The organism is Enterobacter sp. PTB (assembly GCF_051130085.1).
Taxonomy (GTDB): Bacteria; Pseudomonadota; Gammaproteobacteria; order Enterobacterales; family Enterobacteriaceae; genus Enterobacter; species Enterobacter ludwigii.
Window position 1 is genome coordinate 57248 of record NZ_JBDKEE010000014.1, and the last position, 17345, is coordinate 74592.

The 17345-nt window shown below is 53.3% G+C and carries 34 protein-coding genes and 1 pseudogene; 32 read left to right on the top strand and 3 right to left on the bottom strand.

The features are described from left to right. The first annotated feature begins 2 nt into the window (after positions 1 to 2). A complete protein-coding gene (locus AAIR21_RS17315; protein ID WP_434681685.1) occupies positions 3 to 902 on the top strand; it encodes a LysR family transcriptional regulator in 900 nt (299 codons plus the stop codon). 176 nt (positions 903 to 1078) lie between these two features. Here the strand turns inward: AAIR21_RS17315 and AAIR21_RS17320 are convergent, their stop codons facing one another. Beyond that, positions 1079 to 1678, bottom strand: a complete 600-nt coding sequence (locus tag AAIR21_RS17320) for a helix-turn-helix domain-containing protein (RefSeq protein WP_434681687.1) — start codon at positions 1676 to 1678, stop codon at positions 1079 to 1081. 161 nt (positions 1679 to 1839) lie between these two features. Here AAIR21_RS17320 and AAIR21_RS17325 point away from each other — a divergent pair, with 161 nt between their 5' ends. From AAIR21_RS17325 to AAIR21_RS17470, 30 genes and pseudogenes are all read left to right on the top strand, one after another. Continuing rightward, a complete protein-coding gene (locus tag AAIR21_RS17325; RefSeq protein ID WP_434681689.1) occupies positions 1840 to 2127 on the top strand; it encodes a helix-turn-helix domain-containing protein in 288 nt (95 codons plus the stop codon). A 9-nt stretch (positions 2128 to 2136) separates the two neighbouring features. Beyond that, the gene (locus tag AAIR21_RS17330) at positions 2137 to 4191 is read left to right on the top strand and encodes a Mu transposase C-terminal domain-containing protein (protein ID WP_434681691.1); all 2055 of its coding nucleotides are present in this window, start codon (positions 2137 to 2139) and stop codon (positions 4189 to 4191) included. Between the two features lie 11 nt (positions 4192 to 4202). Beyond that, positions 4203 to 5096 carry an AAA family ATPase gene (locus tag AAIR21_RS17335; RefSeq protein WP_434681694.1) on the top strand — a complete coding sequence of 298 codons (894 nt, stop codon included), beginning with the start codon at positions 4203 to 4205 and terminating at the stop codon, positions 5094 to 5096. Positions 5097 to 5105: 9 nt separating this feature from the next. Then, complete coding sequence (locus tag AAIR21_RS17340) at positions 5106 to 5423, top strand: hypothetical protein (RefSeq protein WP_434681696.1); 318 nt, start codon at positions 5106 to 5108, stop codon at positions 5421 to 5423. A gap of 10 nt (positions 5424 to 5433) precedes the next feature. Further along, positions 5434 to 5658, top strand: coding sequence for a hypothetical protein (locus AAIR21_RS17345; RefSeq protein ID WP_434681698.1), 225 nt, complete (start codon positions 5434 to 5436; stop codon positions 5656 to 5658). Positions 5659 to 5674: 16 nt separating this feature from the next. Then, on the top strand, positions 5675 to 6301 hold the full coding sequence (locus tag AAIR21_RS17350) for a DUF3164 family protein (protein WP_434681700.1): 627 nt from the start codon (positions 5675 to 5677) through the stop codon (positions 6299 to 6301). Between the two features lie 143 nt (positions 6302 to 6444). Then, positions 6445 to 6651, top strand: coding sequence for a hypothetical protein (locus AAIR21_RS17355; protein WP_434681703.1), 207 nt, complete (start codon positions 6445 to 6447; stop codon positions 6649 to 6651). An 89-nt stretch (positions 6652 to 6740) separates the two neighbouring features. After that, on the top strand, positions 6741 to 7025 hold the full coding sequence (locus AAIR21_RS17360) for a hypothetical protein (protein ID WP_434681705.1): 285 nt from the start codon (positions 6741 to 6743) through the stop codon (positions 7023 to 7025). Further along, positions 7022 to 7504 carry a hypothetical protein gene (locus AAIR21_RS17365; protein WP_434681708.1) on the top strand — a complete coding sequence of 161 codons (483 nt, stop codon included), beginning with the start codon at positions 7022 to 7024 and terminating at the stop codon, positions 7502 to 7504. The genes AAIR21_RS17360 and AAIR21_RS17365 overlap by 4 nt, the downstream gene beginning before the upstream one ends. Further along, positions 7501 to 7965, top strand: coding sequence for a hypothetical protein (locus AAIR21_RS17370; RefSeq protein ID WP_434681710.1), 465 nt, complete (start codon positions 7501 to 7503; stop codon positions 7963 to 7965). The genes AAIR21_RS17365 and AAIR21_RS17370 overlap by 4 nt, the downstream gene beginning before the upstream one ends. Then, the gene (locus AAIR21_RS17375) at positions 7962 to 8246 is read left to right on the top strand and encodes a hypothetical protein (protein ID WP_434681712.1); all 285 of its coding nucleotides are present in this window, start codon (positions 7962 to 7964) and stop codon (positions 8244 to 8246) included. Before AAIR21_RS17370 ends, AAIR21_RS17375 begins: the two co-directional genes overlap by 4 nt. Positions 8247 to 8249: 3 nt before the next feature. Continuing rightward, entirely contained in the window at positions 8250 to 8648 is a 399-nt protein-coding gene (locus AAIR21_RS17380) for a hypothetical protein (RefSeq protein WP_434681714.1), read from the top strand. Continuing rightward, positions 8645 to 8848 (top strand): annotated as a pseudogene (locus AAIR21_RS17385) (hypothetical protein); the annotation flags it as partial. The gene AAIR21_RS17380 and the pseudogene AAIR21_RS17385, both read left to right, overlap by 4 nt. A gap of 209 nt (positions 8849 to 9057) precedes the next feature. Then, on the top strand, positions 9058 to 9207 hold the full coding sequence (locus AAIR21_RS17390) for a hypothetical protein (RefSeq protein ID WP_434681716.1): 150 nt from the start codon (positions 9058 to 9060) through the stop codon (positions 9205 to 9207). Further along, on the top strand, positions 9204 to 9407 hold the full coding sequence (locus AAIR21_RS17395) for a hypothetical protein (protein ID WP_434681718.1): 204 nt from the start codon (positions 9204 to 9206) through the stop codon (positions 9405 to 9407). Before AAIR21_RS17390 ends, AAIR21_RS17395 begins: the two co-directional genes overlap by 4 nt. Then, entirely contained in the window at positions 9407 to 9805 is a 399-nt protein-coding gene (locus AAIR21_RS17400; RefSeq protein WP_434681720.1) for a gp16 family protein, read from the top strand. The genes AAIR21_RS17395 and AAIR21_RS17400 overlap by 1 nt, the downstream gene beginning before the upstream one ends. Further along, positions 9802 to 10251 (top strand): hypothetical protein, encoded by a 450-nt coding sequence (locus AAIR21_RS17405; protein ID WP_434681722.1) that lies wholly within the window; start codon positions 9802 to 9804, stop codon positions 10249 to 10251. Before AAIR21_RS17400 ends, AAIR21_RS17405 begins: the two co-directional genes overlap by 4 nt. A gap of 82 nt (positions 10252 to 10333) precedes the next feature. Next, positions 10334 to 10810 (top strand): N-acetylmuramoyl-L-alanine amidase, encoded by a 477-nt coding sequence (locus tag AAIR21_RS17410; protein WP_434681724.1) that lies wholly within the window; start codon positions 10334 to 10336, stop codon positions 10808 to 10810. After that, positions 10807 to 11046 carry a hypothetical protein gene (locus AAIR21_RS17415; RefSeq protein WP_025203107.1) on the top strand — a complete coding sequence of 80 codons (240 nt, stop codon included), beginning with the start codon at positions 10807 to 10809 and terminating at the stop codon, positions 11044 to 11046. The genes AAIR21_RS17410 and AAIR21_RS17415 overlap by 4 nt, the downstream gene beginning before the upstream one ends. Then, positions 11039 to 11233, top strand: a complete 195-nt coding sequence (locus tag AAIR21_RS17420) for a hypothetical protein (RefSeq protein ID WP_025203106.1) — start codon at positions 11039 to 11041, stop codon at positions 11231 to 11233. The genes AAIR21_RS17415 and AAIR21_RS17420 overlap by 8 nt, the downstream gene beginning before the upstream one ends. Continuing rightward, the gene (locus tag AAIR21_RS17425; RefSeq protein ID WP_025203105.1) at positions 11223 to 11477 is read left to right on the top strand and encodes a hypothetical protein; all 255 of its coding nucleotides are present in this window, start codon (positions 11223 to 11225) and stop codon (positions 11475 to 11477) included. The genes AAIR21_RS17420 and AAIR21_RS17425 overlap by 11 nt, the downstream gene beginning before the upstream one ends. Beyond that, entirely contained in the window at positions 11474 to 11701 is a 228-nt protein-coding gene (locus AAIR21_RS17430; protein WP_025203104.1) for a hypothetical protein, read from the top strand. Before AAIR21_RS17425 ends, AAIR21_RS17430 begins: the two co-directional genes overlap by 4 nt. A 1-nt stretch (position 11702) precedes the next feature. Next, the gene (locus tag AAIR21_RS17435) at positions 11703 to 12203 is read left to right on the top strand and encodes a DUF1804 family protein (protein ID WP_025203103.1); all 501 of its coding nucleotides are present in this window, start codon (positions 11703 to 11705) and stop codon (positions 12201 to 12203) included. Continuing rightward, positions 12196 to 12387 carry a hypothetical protein gene (locus AAIR21_RS17440; protein ID WP_025203102.1) on the top strand — a complete coding sequence of 64 codons (192 nt, stop codon included), beginning with the start codon at positions 12196 to 12198 and terminating at the stop codon, positions 12385 to 12387. The genes AAIR21_RS17435 and AAIR21_RS17440 overlap by 8 nt, the downstream gene beginning before the upstream one ends. A 43-nt stretch (positions 12388 to 12430) precedes the next feature. After that, positions 12431 to 12574, top strand: coding sequence for a hypothetical protein (locus tag AAIR21_RS17445; RefSeq protein ID WP_434681730.1), 144 nt, complete (start codon positions 12431 to 12433; stop codon positions 12572 to 12574). Next, positions 12571 to 13185: a baseplate J/gp47 family protein gene (locus AAIR21_RS17450; RefSeq protein ID WP_434681731.1), complete on the top strand. Its 615-nt coding sequence runs from the start codon at positions 12571 to 12573 to the stop codon at positions 13183 to 13185. Before AAIR21_RS17445 ends, AAIR21_RS17450 begins: the two co-directional genes overlap by 4 nt. Beyond that, complete coding sequence (locus tag AAIR21_RS17455) at positions 13182 to 13766, top strand: YmfQ family protein (protein WP_434681733.1); 585 nt, start codon at positions 13182 to 13184, stop codon at positions 13764 to 13766. The genes AAIR21_RS17450 and AAIR21_RS17455 overlap by 4 nt, the downstream gene beginning before the upstream one ends. Then, entirely contained in the window at positions 13763 to 15025 is a 1263-nt protein-coding gene (locus tag AAIR21_RS17460) for a tail fiber protein (RefSeq protein ID WP_434681735.1), read from the top strand. The genes AAIR21_RS17455 and AAIR21_RS17460 overlap by 4 nt, the downstream gene beginning before the upstream one ends. Then, on the top strand, positions 15025 to 15603 hold the full coding sequence (locus AAIR21_RS17465; RefSeq protein ID WP_434681737.1) for a tail fiber assembly protein: 579 nt from the start codon (positions 15025 to 15027) through the stop codon (positions 15601 to 15603). The genes AAIR21_RS17460 and AAIR21_RS17465 overlap by 1 nt, the downstream gene beginning before the upstream one ends. A 54-nt stretch (positions 15604 to 15657) precedes the next feature. Next, on the top strand, positions 15658 to 15870 hold the full coding sequence (locus AAIR21_RS17470) for a hypothetical protein (protein WP_434681739.1): 213 nt from the start codon (positions 15658 to 15660) through the stop codon (positions 15868 to 15870). A 21-nt stretch (positions 15871 to 15891) separates the two neighbouring features. Here AAIR21_RS17470 and AAIR21_RS17475 read toward each other — a convergent pair whose 3' ends face one another. Beyond that, positions 15892 to 16161, bottom strand: coding sequence for a hypothetical protein (locus AAIR21_RS17475; RefSeq protein WP_434681741.1), 270 nt, complete (start codon positions 16159 to 16161; stop codon positions 15892 to 15894). A 93-nt stretch (positions 16162 to 16254) separates the two neighbouring features. Here AAIR21_RS17475 and AAIR21_RS17480 point away from each other — a divergent pair, with 93 nt between their 5' ends. Further along, complete coding sequence (locus tag AAIR21_RS17480; protein ID WP_434681743.1) at positions 16255 to 17022, top strand: DNA adenine methylase; 768 nt, start codon at positions 16255 to 16257, stop codon at positions 17020 to 17022. A gap of 15 nt (positions 17023 to 17037) precedes the next feature. Here the strand turns inward: AAIR21_RS17480 and AAIR21_RS17485 are convergent, their stop codons facing one another. Then, positions 17038 to 17274, bottom strand: a complete 237-nt coding sequence (locus AAIR21_RS17485) for a hypothetical protein (protein ID WP_434681745.1) — start codon at positions 17272 to 17274, stop codon at positions 17038 to 17040. Between the last annotated feature and the right edge of the window lie 71 nt (positions 17275 to 17345).

Sequence of the window (17345 nt, forward strand, 5' to 3'; positions counted from 1 at the left end):
CAATGATTAATTTGCAGCGTACCGCGATGTTTGTCGCCGTCGCAGATACCGGGAGTTTCACCGCCGCAGCAGAGGCAATGGGGCTGACAAAAGCGGTGGTCAGCTTCAATATCCGCCAGCTGGAAGATGAACTGGGTGTCACCCTGTTGCTGCGTTCCACCCGTCGACTGACGTTAACCGAGGCAGGGAGGCTTTTCCATCAACGGAGCGTCGCGCTTTTAAAGGACGCGGAACGCCTGAAGGACGACGTCCGTGCAAACCATGCAGGTCTCACGGGGGAGTTGCGGATCACCACCACACCGGAGTACGGCTCGCAGGTTGTGGTCCCGTTACTGGCTGAGTTTAGCCAGCAACACCCGGACCTTCGCGTGCGTCACGTTTCGTCTTCACTGCATGCCGATTTGATTTCAGAGCGCTTTGATGTCGCCATCCGGCTGGGAACCCTTGCAGATTCACGCTACCACGCGGCATTGATAACGCAGTTCACTATTTTCCCCGTAGCGACGCCCGGCTGGCTGCGTAACCATCCTGTAGAATCGCTTGAACAGCTGGCGAAAGCTGACTGGATTATTCATGAGCGCTTAGCCTCGCCGCTGCGCTGGCAGGTGAACGATGCCAGCGGTGAGCCTGCCACGCTGGAAATTAAAAAAGCACCGCGTTTGTTTGCGGACAGTGCTCAGGCGCTGATGGCCTTTGCGGTCGCGGGATGTGGCGTGGCGCTGTTGCCGGAGTGGCTGGTGCGCCATGCGCTTGATGACGGCAAGCTGGTGTCGGTTTTACCGGAATATACCTTTGCGCGGCAGGGCATCTATGCGGTTTATCCCGATGCCCCGCATGTGCCTGCGAAATGTGGGGTAGCAATCATTTCTGCACTGCACGGAGACGCTTTGATGAAAGCGTGATGTCTTGAATTACGCGGGGTGTAGGGAGTTTTAGAGGTTCTGCACTGCAGTTTTAGAAATGAGCGAAAATATCATTTTTTATGATTAATTCTGCACAAAATTGAACGGTATTAATGAGAAATCGGCTGCCGTTTGATGATTTTTTGTTAACTAACTAATATTATTGGAATTTAAAATCAAACGGCTTTTTTATCTGCTACGCTTTCAGGGGGATCATCTCGTTCCACCTTCGATAAAATCTCTCTGATGGCTGTATCTGGCCTGTTAGCTAGACGTAAAACCCCAGCCTTAACAGCTTCAGGGAGTTGAAGTAACCTCAGGTTCTCATCGTTGTCTAAGTTGAGTAATGCTGTAACTCCATTTTTATAGATAATCCTCAGTAATAGCTCCCTCTCTCCTCCGCTTAGTCGTGAAAGTACCGCGACAAACTCAGCAATACCCAAATCGGTTGTACGCGCATGATAGTTTTCACGCGTGTCATTTTCGTGCGAATTTGGGCCATCGCCTGTGGCTAGCCAACTAACAGAACAGTGGCATGCATCAGCAATAATAGCCAAGCGATCGAGGGTAGGATAGCTTTCCCCCTTGAGGTATTTTCTTATCACGGCCTCTGACATATCTGCACGCTTCGCAAGTTGGGTATTGCTTGTTATTCCGGCTATCTCCATCGCCTCCTTCAATCGCTGTGAAAAACGGTTTATTCCAGTAGCAGCAAAAATCTGCTCATGGATTTTGTCACCCATATCGTTCTTTTCTTGATAACTAATTGAATTCATTTGTGTATGTAACCTCAAAATTATCTCGCACGAAATATCTGGAAAATCCGCACGATTGTGTTGATTTTGGATTATTGTGATCGTATATTTGTGCGCATCGTTACACGCTAACGTTTAACAATAGCGTTAAACGTTTTGCACTAACTCTTGAGGATCACACAATGCATACGGCTAATCAAGAATTGCCCGCGTCCCTGATTCGTTTTTATGTGAGCGCATCCGGCAATCAGGATGCGCCTGGCCCGTTAATTCGCACATGTATTGAACTGGCTGGTACGAATTACACCAAACTAGCTGAAAGCCATGGTGTATCGGTTGATACGCTTCGCAATGCACTCTACCGCCGTGCGCCAAAGCAGGAAGGCATTATTGCTACCGCTCTGGGCCTTGCACCTGAAGATATCTGGCCAAATCGTTGGCTGAATAAATCCAGAATTATTCGGGGATAAGAGGCGACTATGGATATTTGGGTAACGGTTAAAGAATGCCTCGGTTTACCAGGCATGCCTGGCAGAGAGCAGAATATTCGTGCGAGGCTGGAAAAGGCATCTGGCGGTGCATCCGAACTCAAACGCCGCAGAGCTGGGACAAAAGCATTCGAGTTTCATGTTGATTGCCTGACCTCAGAGCAGCGGGAGTTCTTCAGGCAGCGTCATTTTCAGTCGGTGCTTGAGCAGTCCACTGAGGTTGCTGTTGTCGATGCGCCGGTGGCGGCTAAGAAAGCTGCCGTGAAGCCATCACAGGAGCTTGAGCTGATTCGCCAGTGTCCGGCCCTGCTTGATCGCAAGGTCGGCACGCTGACCGACAAGCAAAAGCAGATCGCCGATGCCCGCGCCATGCTGGCACAGGAAGTCGAAAAGCTGATTGATGCCAAAATGCCCAGGTCTCGTGCGGTTCAGTTAATTGCTGACGGTTCCCGTAATGGTTCTTTACCTGAGCGCGTTCTGCGGGCGGCTGAAGTTGCCAATGCCCGCAAGGGCAAGACCCGCACCGGTATCAGCGTGCGCTGTCTGCAGGAATGGGTTACTGCGTGTCGCGCCACTGATAACGGTGGCGAACGTCTGGCGTTACTGGCTCCCGGTCACCTGAAAGCGAAGGTGCCGGAACAGATTGGCTGGCTGGTCGATTTTCTCCCCCACTGGCGTAATCCGAATGGTCACAGCCTGCTGGCAGCTTATCGTCTTTTCAGGGACGAGTGGAATGAACGCTATGCCGACCAGCCCGCTATGCTGGCGGCGATACCGTCCTATCATGCAGTCAATCGCGCAATGAAAAAATTCCCCCGCCGTGAGCTTGCCCGTGGACGTGTGTCAGGTTCTGCTGCGCGCACACTGGAGACGTATCAGAAGCGTGACTGGTCACAGATGCCGGTTAACGGCTGCTGGATAAGTGATGGTAAGTCACTGAACATGAAGGTCGCACACCCGGCGCACGGTCAGCCGTTTACCCCTGAGCTGACGCTGATTATTGATGGCCGGACACGCTATGTCGTCGGCTGGAGCCTGTCGCTCGCTGAAAGCATGCTGGCGGTGTCTGATGCCTACCGTTACGCCATGAAGCACCACGGAAAGCCGCTGTTTGTGTATTCAGATAACGGTAGTGGTCAGACCAACCTGTCATTTGATGATGAAATCTCCGGTATTTTCCCGCGTATGGGTATCCGTCATATGACCGGTATTCCGGGTAATCCGCAGGCACGCGGCATTATTGAGCGCCTTAACGGCGTTATCCCGCTGGCCATCGCGCAGAAGTTTGCCACCTTCAACGGCACCGGCGCGGATGCAGAACATGTCCGCATTACGCAGCGCGGTATTGATTCCGCCATGAATGCACTAAAAAACGGTAAGGCGCTCAACACGATACAGAAAAAAGCGATCGCCAGACTGCCTTCCTGGCAGCAGTTGCTTGACGCCATCGCACTTGAGGTTGATGCCTACAACCATTCGCACGAACACAGTCAGTTACCGAAATATAACGGTCGTTATCTGACCCCGGCGCAGTACCGTAAGGCCGTACTGGAAGCTGAAGGTGACGAGATCGAATACCTGACCGAGCTGGAACTGCGTGAGGTGTTCATGCTGGAGCGTAAACCAACCGCCAGTCGCGGGTGGATCACCGTCAATAAAAATGAATATTTCGCGGAAGAGCTTATCAACGTGGACGGCGAGAAGGTTCGCGCAGCCTTTGATATGCATGATGCCCACGAGGTTATCGTGCGCCGGATGGATGGTTCTTATCTCTGCAGGGCAGTCTGGAACGGTAACAAAGTAGCTGCCGTCCCTGTCAGCGAGATGGAAAAAGCGCAGAAAGAGCGTACCGGACGTCGTCTTAAGCGCGTGGAAAATAAAAGAGAAGAAATACTGGCGGAAGGCCGTCAGGTGCTGGAGCACAACAGCAACTTCAATATGGGGATCACTATCGACGCCACACCGTCAGAGGACGAAGAACACCTGTTTCTTTTCCAGACTGACCGCGATGAATATATGAAGAAAACCGGCTCAGGCCGGGCATGAGGAGTTTGAATATGGAATTACGTGAACAACTGCAGGAATTAATGAGCCGCCAGAGCCTTTCTCAGGTGCACGTGGCGCGGGCAATTGGTAAAAGCACGGCGGTCATTAATCAGTATCTTCAGGGTAAATATACCGGCGATGTGGGATCCGTCAATGAATTAGTTGCCGGTTTTATTCAGCGCGAGCATGAAAAAGCGCAGGCACGGAAGATTAATTTTGGTTTTGTTCCCACGGTGTTGGCGCGTTACGGCATGGAGCTGATTACTTACGCCCATCTGGAGTGCGAAATCGGCGTGCTGACGGGGGCGGCTGGGATGGGTAAGACAATGATTATGCGCGAGTATGCAAACAAACACCGCGACGCCATTCTGCTTGAGGCTGACCCTGGCTATACCGCCCGTGTTCTGCTGGAAGAGATATGCAGCCGCCTGGGTGTCAGCAAGCGCGGCAATATTCACGACCTGATTGAGAATTGCGTGCAGGCGCTGCGCGATTCCGGTCGTCTGTTGCTGATTGACGAGGCTGAATTATTGCCTTACCGGGCGCTGGAAGTGCTGCGCCGTCTGCATGACAAGGCCGGTATCGGCATCGTTCTGGCGGGCATGCCGCGTCTGCTGGTCAACTTGCGCGGTAAGCGCGGTGAGTTTGAGCAGTTGTACAGCCGCGCCGGTCTGTCACTTCCGCTGGGTGATGCGCTGTCTCGCGATGATTTTAATCTGATCGCGGTCAGCATGATGCCTGAGGCTGCTGACGCGAAAATCAGTGATGCGTTGTTTACGTCCGCGCGGGGTAATGCGCGTCGCCTCGGTAAGCTACTACGCGGGGTGAACCGCACCTGCGAAATCAATAACACGCCAGTCAGCGTCGCGGCAGTCAAGCGATTCGCAGAAATGCTGATTCACTGAGGGAATGCCATGAATGCACTGATTAAACAGGAAGTTAAGGCGCTTCGGAATATGGGTTACAACAGTATTTTTTATTTCCCGACCACCAGTAGCTCTAAATGTGCGCAGTTTATTGATTGTTTTGTGCCGGGGCGGTTGTGTGTCGATGTGTATTCCTGGGAGCGCGAGGTCGCTGGTGTCGGTAATGATGGCAGGGACTGGGATATCGGTGCCAGCGAAGCCAGGCAACTCGTTATCCCTTTTGTTCAAACCCGTGCGGGTTTTCGTAAGGCGTACCGTCTGGCGCGGTTGTGTGTGCAGTTGCCGCGTAAATGGCGACTTTACTGAGGTAAATATCATGGTTAATCAGTTTATTGCGTTATCAGAGGCGCGTAATGCCCTTGAGGCTCAGGGGTGTGTTGTCCGCAGTTGTGTTCGTAAGCCACAGCGTCCTGTGATTACGGCGGAATGTATGACCGGTCATATTCCGTGGCCTGTTGTTGAAGTGGTAGTAAAAGAGAAAGGCGTACAGCGTGTGGTGTGTACGTCACGTATCAATGAATGCCAGGTAATCTGGAATTAATAAGGAAATCAAAATCATGTCTGTTAACAATCAAGATACATCAGTACCTGAAGGCTATATGAAAGACCGCAAAGGTCGCCTGGTGCCAGTGGCGCAGGTGTCCGATTATGACCGTGAAATGGATGAGTTTGTGCGTTCACGAGTGGCAGGGGCTAAGCTGGAGAGCCAGCGTATTGCCGACTTTAAACGCCAGTCATTTGGTGACTGTTACGCCTGGCTTGAGCTGGTTGCCGAGAAGTTCGGTCGTAAGCCAGGTGGCGTAAAGGGTAATGTGACCTTCTCCACCTTTGACGGTAGCCAGCAAATCAAGATTGCCGTGCAGGACCGTCTGACATTTGGCCCTGAACTGCAGGTGGCTAAAGACATGATTGATGAGTGCCTGAAGACCTGGTCTAAGGGCGCAGATGAGAAGCTGCTGACGCTCATTACCGATGCCTTCGATGTGGACAAAGAAGGCAAGCTAAATACGGGCCGTATTATTTCCCTGCGTCAGCTTAATATTGATGATGCACTCTGGCAGCAGGCTATGGATGCGCTGAATAAGGCTCTGGTAGTGTCTGTTACCTCAACCTACATCAACTTTAAAGAGCAGGACTGCAGCGGAAAAATGGTCAATATTCCTCTTGATATTGCGGCGGTGTGAATGGTCAGGATACCTCAAGGCTATGCGTCCGGCGATGTGCTGACAAACTGGATGGTGATTTATGGTTTGAAGCGCCGCTGGTATGAGTTCGACTTTCTGGCTCGTCGCCGTCTGATGAAGCACATCAAGAGGAGTGGCAGGTCGTGAATGCTAAAGAGTTTAATCAGGCGTTCCGTCCGGGGGATATGTTCTGGTATCAGCACTGCCCTGTTTGTTCTCTGCGTAAGGGTGTGAATCTGGTGAAGACCACGGATAACGCCATCATGGTAAACGGTAAGGTCATGGTGGAAATAAACAAACAGCCTTATTTTGTTAATGCGAGGGAGTTATTTCCGGTAGATAGGTTTTAAATCTGATTTAAACAGTAATTAATCATCGTTTAATTATGGCGTAAACCGTCAGGGGACTGCTTACGCCGAAATCAACCAAGAGGTTATTTATGAATATTCGTTCTGATGCGCAAATGGATAAAGATATTCAACGCACCACCGAAAATTACCAGCATCTGGTCGCCAGCCAGCAATCAGGTCTGCTAATGGCTGGCGCTGTGATGGGGATTATCAGTAATAGCGCCGGTATTGACCTGGAAAACGTAGAAGTGGCTGAGTTGAAGCGGATGGCTGATACGCTGCGGACGCTTAACAGCTGCCTTGATTTTGCTATTGCAGCCAGGCAGTTAAATCTGGCTGGCCTGCTGGCTCAGATGAGTGAGGGTGCCAAATGACCATCGACAAACAGGCGCTGCGTAAAGCGGCGGAGAATGCGGGGCTGAAGGCTGGAGCTTCATATTTCTCATATGGGTCAGAGCATAATTTCGAATGGCACAAAACTGCAGAGGAAGCTGTAGAGGCGGCTGAGGCTGCAATAGACGACTATCGCGGTGATGCTTGCGATGGATGGAGCGAAGAGGTTGATAGCGTGTGCTGGGGCATCATCATGCAATCGTCCACTAAGGTTGGCGAACGCCCACGCAACGAAGATGACCGCTGCGACCATGCAATCAATACTATTTGCGATTATGCGCTGCTTCCTAATGTCGAAACCCCGGCCACCGACGCCTACCTGGCTGAAGTGCGGGCGCAGGGTGTGGATGTAGCTATCGAGCACCTGATTAACAAATTCGAAGGCACAGGGCGCATTGGCGTTCCCGTAATGGCTCTGGAGTGGCTGGCGAAGGAGCTTCGCAAAGGAGTGCAGTCATGAGCAGGCTATCTAATGGATTTATCCTCCGGGCAATATGGCATGCAGTTCTCAAACAACTCCCTTCCCGTGTCACCATGAATTACTTCGGCGATGGAAAAGTAGTTGGTCTTTGCCGAAATGAACATTTCTGGATGCGTATGAGTACCCACATTTGCACCACTGGCCGCAAGCACTCATTGCGCCTTCCGCTCAGCGATAGCCAGTCTATGAACCGTATTAAGCGCCTTGTTGAGGATGGTCGCCTTGAACGCGAGCAGATGACGGGAGGCGCGTTTTATTTCAGGCTTACTGACAGTCTGAACCGACCTGCTTTTGAACGTTGTCTTGAGCTTATGCTATCGGAAGGTCTTGCGGAGAAAGCCACAAACGTCACCAATTACGATGAAATCGTAGAGCTGGTAAGCGGGAAATTAATGGCTGAGTTTGGGGATATTGATTTGAGACAGGAGGTCGCCCAATGAGCAACATCGACAAACAGGCGCTGCGTGAAGAGTTATCGAACCCGGCAATAGGAAGTAATGCCCACCTGCGAAAGTTAGCACTGGCGCTGCTGGGTGAGCTGGAAGCCGCAGAGAAGCGGATTGCTGAGCTGCAGGTGCGGGAAGTGAAACTGCCTAAGCCCATTAGTGTTCTGCATCGTAGGGATTTCGCAGATGCACACCGTTCTATCTATGCATATCCAGAGGCAGAGGTTAATGCTGCTTTATCCGATGCTGGCATCCGTATTCACGGAGAGGACTAGCCCATGAGCACAATTACCAACAACATGCTCACGCTCCGCCATTTCATTGACCGCCCTACCTGGGCAGCTGCAGCCGGTTATGAGTTCAACTATCTGGACTGCATGGCATATACAGCAGATTTTTACGGGCTGATGTTTTCGACTCTCCGCGATGCTGGCTCGGACTTTCTCGACACATCCGTTCGTGATTTGCCGATTGCTTTAGTTGCCGTGATAGCTGCTCTCTGTGGTGTCTTTGTCTGGCCGTTAATTTTCTGGCTTGTCGCCATTCCTGTCTGGATGAAGTGCAAATCAATGCGCAGGCATTATCAGTTCGGCGGCGAGATGACAGAAGTGGCCATAGTCAACCTGGATCATTGGCAACATGAATGCGAGAGAAAATGGAAGAGAACGAACCCATGAGCACTATTACCAGACAACAAGCCCAGCAAATCATTGATGCCGCTGATGCTGTTATTACCGCCCTGGCTGGAACTAACGAAGACGTTCACCGGGATAACAGCACCAAAATGGTTCAGTTGTACGATGACCTGAACGATCACTACGCACCGCCCGAAGTTGTGCGTGAGCTGGCGATCATAGCGCAGGCATCGCTCGACGCTGCGAAATGTGGACATATCAATCTTGATTGCGACGACGGCAAGGCTGTTTGTCTGCATTGCGGAAAAACGTGGGAGGTCTAAATGCAATTCACCAAAGAGCAGTTAATAGAGCACGCGAAGAAACACATCGCGCATGACGTGTGGTTGAGGAATAAATTTGGCGAAACTCACTGGCTGCCAATGCCAACTCCCCCGAAAGAGGTGAAGCCATGAAACTGTTCTGGGCTTTCTGGATTAGCGGCAACGTTTGGTTCTGGATGGTGAAATGCGTCAACGGCGGTTATCCCTTTGGTTTGTGGTTGATGCTGGTGTCGATTGCGGGGCTGTTGCCTTATCTGCTGTGGAGGGTGCTGCGATGACTTATTTCTGGACTCTGTATTACGTAGCAACTTACTTCTGGCTGGGGTATTGCCATGCCAGCGCCATGCGGGAGTTGGGTTTTGTGAAGAGTTCACCGCGCTACGTTGGTTTTCTGGTCACAATGCTGCTTTGGCCTGTGGGCGTCATGATGCTGCCTGGCTATGTTCGTGCAGTTAAGTCAGAGGATGGTGAATGGTAATGGCGAATCTCATAAAAGTGATCCACACCGGCAAAAAATCGCTGGGCTGGGATGATGAGACCTACCGCGCCGTTCTGGCGCGGGTGACCGGTAAGCGCAGTGCGCGTGACTGTTCAGTATCGGAGCTGGAGAGCGTTGTGCTCTATATGCGTGGTCAGGGTTTTGCGCCTGCAGCAAAGGTCGGGCGCAGGCCGGGTGTGGCTGTTGGGCGTAAGGCGATGCTTGGCAAGATTGAAGCGCTGCTGGCTGAAGCCGGTCGCCCGTGGGCGTATCTGGACGGTGTCACCGAGCGCATGCTGGGGGAGAAAAAACCTCTGGAGTGGCTGAATGACGATCAGGTGCGTAAAGTCATGCAGATGCTGATTGTCGAGGCGAAACGTCACGGGAGGCTCAAATGAATGCGATCAGACCGGATTACGAGCAGGTTCAGTCGCTCCTGCCGGAGTCGGTGCAGCAAATCGCGTCACTGATTGGCTTTCCGGCGACGGAGCTGCTTGTCCAGAAGCTTGGCGGCGTCATGTTCCCTGTGGGTAAAGGTTTGCGCTCTGCTGGTCAGCGTCGTATCGCCATGCTGCAGCAAATTCTCACCCCGGAACAACTGGAGAGCCTGATGCAGAATTTCAGCGGCGACATGCTGTATATTCCCCGCTGTGATGCAGCCTGGCGTGAGTGGCGTAACCGCTGCTTCCTGTCAGAAATTGACCAGTTGCAGGAACAGGGGGAATCGTTAACAATGGCACTCACGCTGACCTGCCCAAAATATGGTATCGCTTCGACCCGTGCATGGGAGCTGCTGCGCGAGCGTCATCACCGGCAGGACAGCCAGCAGCCGGACCTCTTCTGAGTTACCCACTACGCCCCCGCAGCTGATTAGCGCCCCGGCGCATCCGACACAATAACCCTCGTCAACATACGAGGGTTTTTTTATGTCCCGCTTTATCGACATGATTGTTATTCACTGTGCCGCCTGGCCTGATGGCCACTCTCTGGGCAATGCCCATGAGACCGCGGCGCAGGTTATTGACCGCTGGCACGCTGAGCGCGGTTTTCACCGTGCGCATCCTTCCATTAATCCTGAGCTGACCGCCATCGGCTATCACTACGTCATCGACTGTGACGGCACGGTGCTTTCCGGGCGCGGTGAAGAAGAAATCGGCGCTCACATTGAGGGGCACAACGCGAATTCACTCGGTATCTGTATGGTCGGCACACGCAGCTTCACGACGGCGCAGTGGCTGGCGCTGCATGACCTTGTTGCCCGTCTGCAGGACAACTACCGCAACGCCACCCTGCATGGCCATCGTGAGTATGCCAACAAAGAGTGCCCCGGCTTTGATGTGGCTGCGTGGGTGTCCGGTGGTTGTGTACCGCTGTTCGGGCATCTTTACCCGGAGAGCGTATGAGCCTGCTCCGTGCCGTTCGCGACATGCTGACCGACCCGGACACCGGGGCGCTGTCGGTATCGGTGGTCATGACCGTTGGCGCGTTTCTGGTGAGCAGCGTCATCGTGCTGGAAGCAGCCTTCGCTCACACCATGACTGACTATCTGTTCGTCGGTTATCTCGCGGTATGGGCGCTGCACTGTCACGCCACGCGGCTGATTTCCCTGACGCAGGGTAAGGCTGGAAGCGATGCGTAGTTTCTTTCCTGCGCTGTTGCTGGCGCTGGTTGTGGTCGGGTGTGCGGCGCTGCCCGCGCATCCGCTGCGTACCACCGTTCGTCTGGCAACCGACCCGGACTTTGTGCGTCTGCTGACGCTGGCCCGCCATGCGGATACCGTCAACGGCTGGCTGCAGTTTACGGAGGCTTTGCACCATGAGCACTGAAATGGTCCTGCATGTGGCGCTGTGGCTGATTGCGGCGTTCGGCAGTTTCATTGTTGCCCAGCAGAAGTATGAGCTGCACAAGCTGCGCTCCATGCTGGAAGTGATGCAGCGTGAGTACATGCGCCGCGACGATGCCTGTGACCGTATGGACCATCTGAAAGATTTGGTGATCGAGATGCGTGATCGTCTCAATCGCATAGACGAAAAACTGGACCGCAAGGCGGATAAACAAGGATTTTTATGAAAAAACAACGCAAGCCAAAGCACCGCCGTCGCGGTAACAACCTGACTGAAATCCGTCTGCTGCAGGACATGAACGCCACGCTGGCGCGTATGGAAGATCGCATCGATACCGTGGGTGACCTGTCTGTTAAGCAAGGCGCGATTGCCGGTGCGGCATCTGGCGGTCTGGTGGCCGCTGTCGTGTCCCTGTCCGTGCTGTTTCTGAAGATGAAGCACGGTCTCTGATATGGCCCATTCGCGTGAAATCAAGGACAGGGTGCGCAATGCCTATATCTACAACGGATTATCGCTGGAGCTGGCAGCGGCACAGGCCGGTATTCCGGTTTCCACCGTCACCCGCTGGAAGCGTGACGCGGCAGATAAGGGGGATAACTGGGATAAGCAGCGTGCAGCCGTACTGATCGCAGGCGGCGGTGTTGAAGATATCACCAGAATGATCCTGCTCGGAACGCTTACCGAGTATCAGGTCACGATGGAGCTGATACGAGAAAACCCGGATATCTCCCCCGCTGAGCGCGTGGAGATGCTGGCGAAGCTGGGAGACTCCTTCAGCAAGTGTATCGCCGCCAGCAAGAAGGTGCTGCCGGAGACCAGCGAACTGGCTACCGCCATGAAAACCGTGGAGCTGTTGCTGGCGTTTATCAATGAGAGCTACCCGAAACACCGGGCGGCATTTGCTGAAGTACTCGAAGCCTTCGGCAGGGTACTGGAGAAAGCGTATGGCTAACAAAATGATTTCACTGAGTAACGAGCTGTCCGTCTGCGCGGACGAGATAACCCGCGTCTGGACCACCAACAGCGGCAATGTGTATGTGAAGTTGCGCGACGGCGACACCGTGACGGTGGCCCGCCAGTATGGCGAAACGCCGTGGCAAACTGCTGAGCGCATCAGAAACCAGATTGCTGGCTGATGTTAAGACCAGCTTAACCCCTGTTTAAACGGAGATTAAAACGATGCAAAAGACCGACACTTATGCGCAAAAACTGGCGTTCGCCGAAAGCCTGATTGCCGCTGAGCATTATTATTCTGTGCCAGGCAGCACCTGCATCATCTGTGCGCTGGTAATCTGGCAGGCAATACCCGCGCCACGCTCATGAGCACGCCTGCCGGGCTTGATGGCACTGTGATCATCGAGACGATGAGCGGCGGTACGGATGATGAGACGGATGCCTCGCTGCTTTCCCGTCTGCTGGAAGTCATTCGCCGTCCGCCAGCCGGGGGCAATAAATACGATTACCACATGTGGGCGATGTCCGTCAGCGGCGTGACTCAGGCTTACGTCTACCCCTTACGCCGAGGTTACGGCACGGTTGATGTGGTGATAACGGCCAATAACGACCTGCCGTCTGCGCAGACGATTGAGGCTGTACAGACCTATATCGACGACCAGCGACCAGTCACGGCAAAAGACTGTCTGGTGCTGGCTCCGACGGAGATTCAGGTGGATGTGAATGTCGATGTGAGCCTCAGCGACTTGTCCATCGACGACGCGCGGGCGCAGATAACCAGCGCCATCAACGACTACTTTAACCGTCTGGCACCCGGCGAAGTCGCTGTGCGTAACCAGCTGGGCGGACTCATTACGGATGTGGTGGGCGTTATTGATTACGACATGAAAACCCCGACCGCTAACGTGACGCCGGTAGTGGATCAGAACACCGTGCAGTGGTGTCGTCCGGGCACGGTGAACATCGGACTGATGCCATGAACCGCGCTCAGTATCAGGATTTGCTCGGCATTCTGCTGCCACCCAAAAGCTACAACCCGCGCGGAAAACGCCTGACGGCAGAGCTGAGCGCCGAGGCGGACGTGCTGAGCGGGGCTGATAACCGCGCCATTGACGTGCTGAACGGCGTGACGCCGTTTTATGCCGCCGCTTTGCTGGCGGACTGGGAGCGCGTGCTGGCGCTGTCATCGCCGGACGATATGACCTATCAGGCCCGGCGTCAGCAGGTTCTGGCCAGGCTCAACGCCACTGGCGGACTCAGCCGGGCTTATTTCATCAATCTTGCGAAATCGCTGGGTTACGACATCACCATCGATGAGCCCGAACCCTTCAGGGCGGGCGTCGGTCGTGCGGGAGACTGCATCTGGATACCGGAAATCATCTGGGTCTGGATTGTGAATATTCAGGATGGTCAGGTGCCGGTTTATCACTTCCGGGCGGGGAATTCCCTTGCCGGTGAAGCGTTAACGTCTTACGGACAAAATTTAATTGAAGATATTTTCCGTGATTTAAAACCGGCGCACACCGAGGTTGTATTTAATTATCAGGAGAACCAGGCATGAAAGATATTATGCCTTCCATTGGCACCGAAGACGGTTTATTTCATGACGGCAATCCGGCAACCGGTGCGCAGGGTACGATTGTTTATGCTGACTGGCTGAATGACGAACAGGGCTGCACCCAGGATATTCAGCAGGAAATGAAAAATGTCCTGGCTGAAGCCGGATTTACACCAGACCCTGCAAAACAAAATCAGTTATTGCAGGCTATTCAGAAAATTGTTTCTGACGGTATCACCTCTGGTGTTAAAGATGCCACTACAGCGCAGAAAGGTATCGTCCAGCTCAGTAGCGCGACCGACAGCGACGACGAAACACACGCCGCCACACCGAAAGCGGTTAAGGCCGCTTACGATCTCGCCCACGGCAAATTATCTTCCGTGCCGGATGCCACCACTGCGGCAAAAGGTATTGTGCAGCTCAGCAGCGCGACCGACAGCGACGACGAAACACACGCCGCCACACCGAAAGCGGTTAAGGCCGCTTACGATCTCGCCCACGGCAAATTATCTTCCGTGCCGGATGCCACCACTGCGGCAAAAGGTATTGTGCAGCTCAGCAGCGCGACCGACAGCGACGACGAAACGCATGCTGCCACGCCGAAAGCAGTCAAAGCCGCTATGACGGCAGCGAATGGGGCGGCCAATACCGCTTATCCTGTGGGTGCACCTATCCCATGGCCTTCGGACGCGATACCAGGTGGATATGTCGCAATGCAGGGGCAAACCTTTACCGTAGCGACCTATCCAAAACTTGCGGCTGTTTATCCATCTGGCGTTTTCCCCGATATGCGCGGCCAGACCATTAAGGGAAAACCCGCCTCTGGTCGTAGCGTTCTGTCACTGGAGCAGGACGGCATCAGGTCACACAGCCACACGGCAACGGCGGCAGCCACTGACCTTGGAACCAAAGCGACGGGGTCGTTTGATCACGGCACAAAGAACGCCAGTTCGTTTGATTATGGTACGAAGACAACTAACACCACGGGTGCTCACGTTCATACCTACCGAAACGTCTATACAGCAGGCGCAGCAGGGCCGGACGGCGCTGGAGATCACAGTGGTACTTCCAATACCAGCAGCGCGGGGGACCATGCCCACACCGTCCCCATCGGTTCTCACGCCCACACCGTAGACATCGGTTCGCACACCCACAGCGTCGTAATGGGTTCTCACGGTCACACCGTCACCGTGGATGCATTCGGTAATACAGAAAACACCGTTAAAAACATCGCACTTAACTACATCGTGAGGCTTGCATAATGACATTCAAAATGAGCGAAGAAGACCAGACCATCACCATTTTTAACCTGCGCGCTGACACGCTTGAATTTATCGGCGCTGGCGATGCTTATATTCCGGCCCACACCGGGTTGCCCGCGTACAGCACCGATATTGAGCCACCATCAGCCCCGACAGGCAGTGTTGCGGTATTCAGTGATGCGGATTCCACCTGGTCACTGGTTGAAGACCATCGCGGTAAAACCGTATTTGATACTGAAACTGGCAATGCTGTATTTATCAGCGAGCTGGGCTCACTGCCGGAAAATACAACCTCACTTTCGCCTGATGGCCAGTACATGAAATGGGATGGCAGCAAGTGGGTGAAAGACGACGCAGCGGAGCGAGCTGCTACCGTTGCCGACGCGCAGAATACAAAATCCAGCCTGATGCAGGAGGCCAGTAGCACGATAGCGCTCCTGCAGGATGCAGTCGATCTTGATATGGCTACCGATGACGATATCCAGTCGCTTACGGCCTGGAAAACGTATCGCGTGCTGTTGAGCAGGGTTAGCCCGGAGGATGCACCAGATATCGACTGGCCAGACAGGCCGGAATAAAGAGCACCGCATTCACGGTGTGATGCCAAGTATTGAACACCCGGAGAATAAATTATGCAGGTTAAAAAACTTCAGATTGCTCGCCTCTACGATAATGGTTATTTCGTTGGGCTTGGTGTGGCGGTAGATGGCGTACTGATTGATGGCCACACTGCAGCAATAGTATCGACAACAGCCGGAGAGCCAGCAAAACTCAGTGTTGAGTTTGTCCTTGGGCTGAATGGTCAGGATGAGCTGGGGGATAGCATCAGAATTGATGTCACCTGACACTATCTCTTTAGCGGCTGTTTAACTGTCCGGGCAAAGAGCCTTGTATCCCTCAAATGTTAATTTCAGTTGGCTCAGATTGATTTCTGGGCCTCTGAGCAGGTGAATAACGGCCTGTTCGATAATAAGGCCATCATCAATCAGTTTCGCAATATTCAGCAGCATCACCTCATTGCTGATGCCGCCAAACATCTCGTCGTAATCAGCTTTATTTATTGCTGACGGGAAGATACTGGCCAGAGTCGACAGGAGGTTTAACTGTAATTCCTCTGACAGGAGCCTTTGATTCATAGACGGTTTCCTTGCTCTAAATGAAAGATAACACGGCGTTCTGCCCTGTGAGCATTATTAGCTACCACAATTCAGGTCAACAGAGGTGATTTTATGTCTTGCATATTATTTCCATGGGTTGGCGGCAAGCGTAAGCTGGCTCGCCAGATCCTCCCGTTATTCCCTGAACATATATGCTACGTTGAGCCGTTCTGTGGTGGCGCAGCGTTGTTCTTTATGAAAGAGCAATCGAAGGTAGAGGTGCTGAATGATATCAACAGCGATATTGTGAACCTGTACCGCGTCGTGCATAACCATCTGGAAGAGTTTATAAAGCAGTTTAAATGGGCGTTAACCAGCCGTGAAATATTCACCTGGGCAAAAGATACGCCACCGGAAACGCTGACTGATATTCAGCGTGCTGCCCGCTTTTATTACCTGCAGAAACTCTCTTTTGGCGCAAGGTCAGACAGTCGTTCGTTCGGCACCAGTGCTACCAGCCCCGGCAGCTTCAACCTGATACGCCTGGAGGAGACAATATCGGATGCCTGGCTGCGCCTGCAGCGGGTGACGATTGAGCATCTGGACTGGCAGGAGTGCATCCGGCGCTATGACCGCCCCGGCACGCTCTTTTACCTTGATCCGCCATACTGGAAAACCCAGGGCTATGGTGTGCCGTTCGGCATAGAGCAGTACCAGTTCATGGCTGAAGTGGTGCGGGGTATTAAGGGAAAGGCGATTATTTCAGTGAATGACCACCCGGACATGCGGGCGGTGTTTGACGGGCTGGATATTCGCAGCACCAGTACCACTTACTCTGTCGGCGGTAATAATGGCCACAGGGCGGCAGAGCTGCTTATCTGTAACTTTACCCCGGCCTGACCATAAGCGCCGGGGTTACAGCGCCGTAACCCCGGTCTGAGTCAGCATATAGTGGCCCCAGCGTGTTTTCTTCAGATAACCGGCCAGCTCCATCTGGGTAACGATGAATTCTGCGTTACCCACTTCGATGCCAGCGCAGTCGGCCAGATCGCTAAGTGGCCATGTACTGCGAACGCCAGCCCTGACCATCGAATCTCTGATGCAACGGGCCGTATCGGTCATTGGGCGTGTTCTGGCGGTCTGGATGGTCATTTTGCGCTTCCTGTGTTGTTGTCTTTGTTGGGTCAGACACTAACTCGGGTTGCGGCCACCATCCAGTCCAA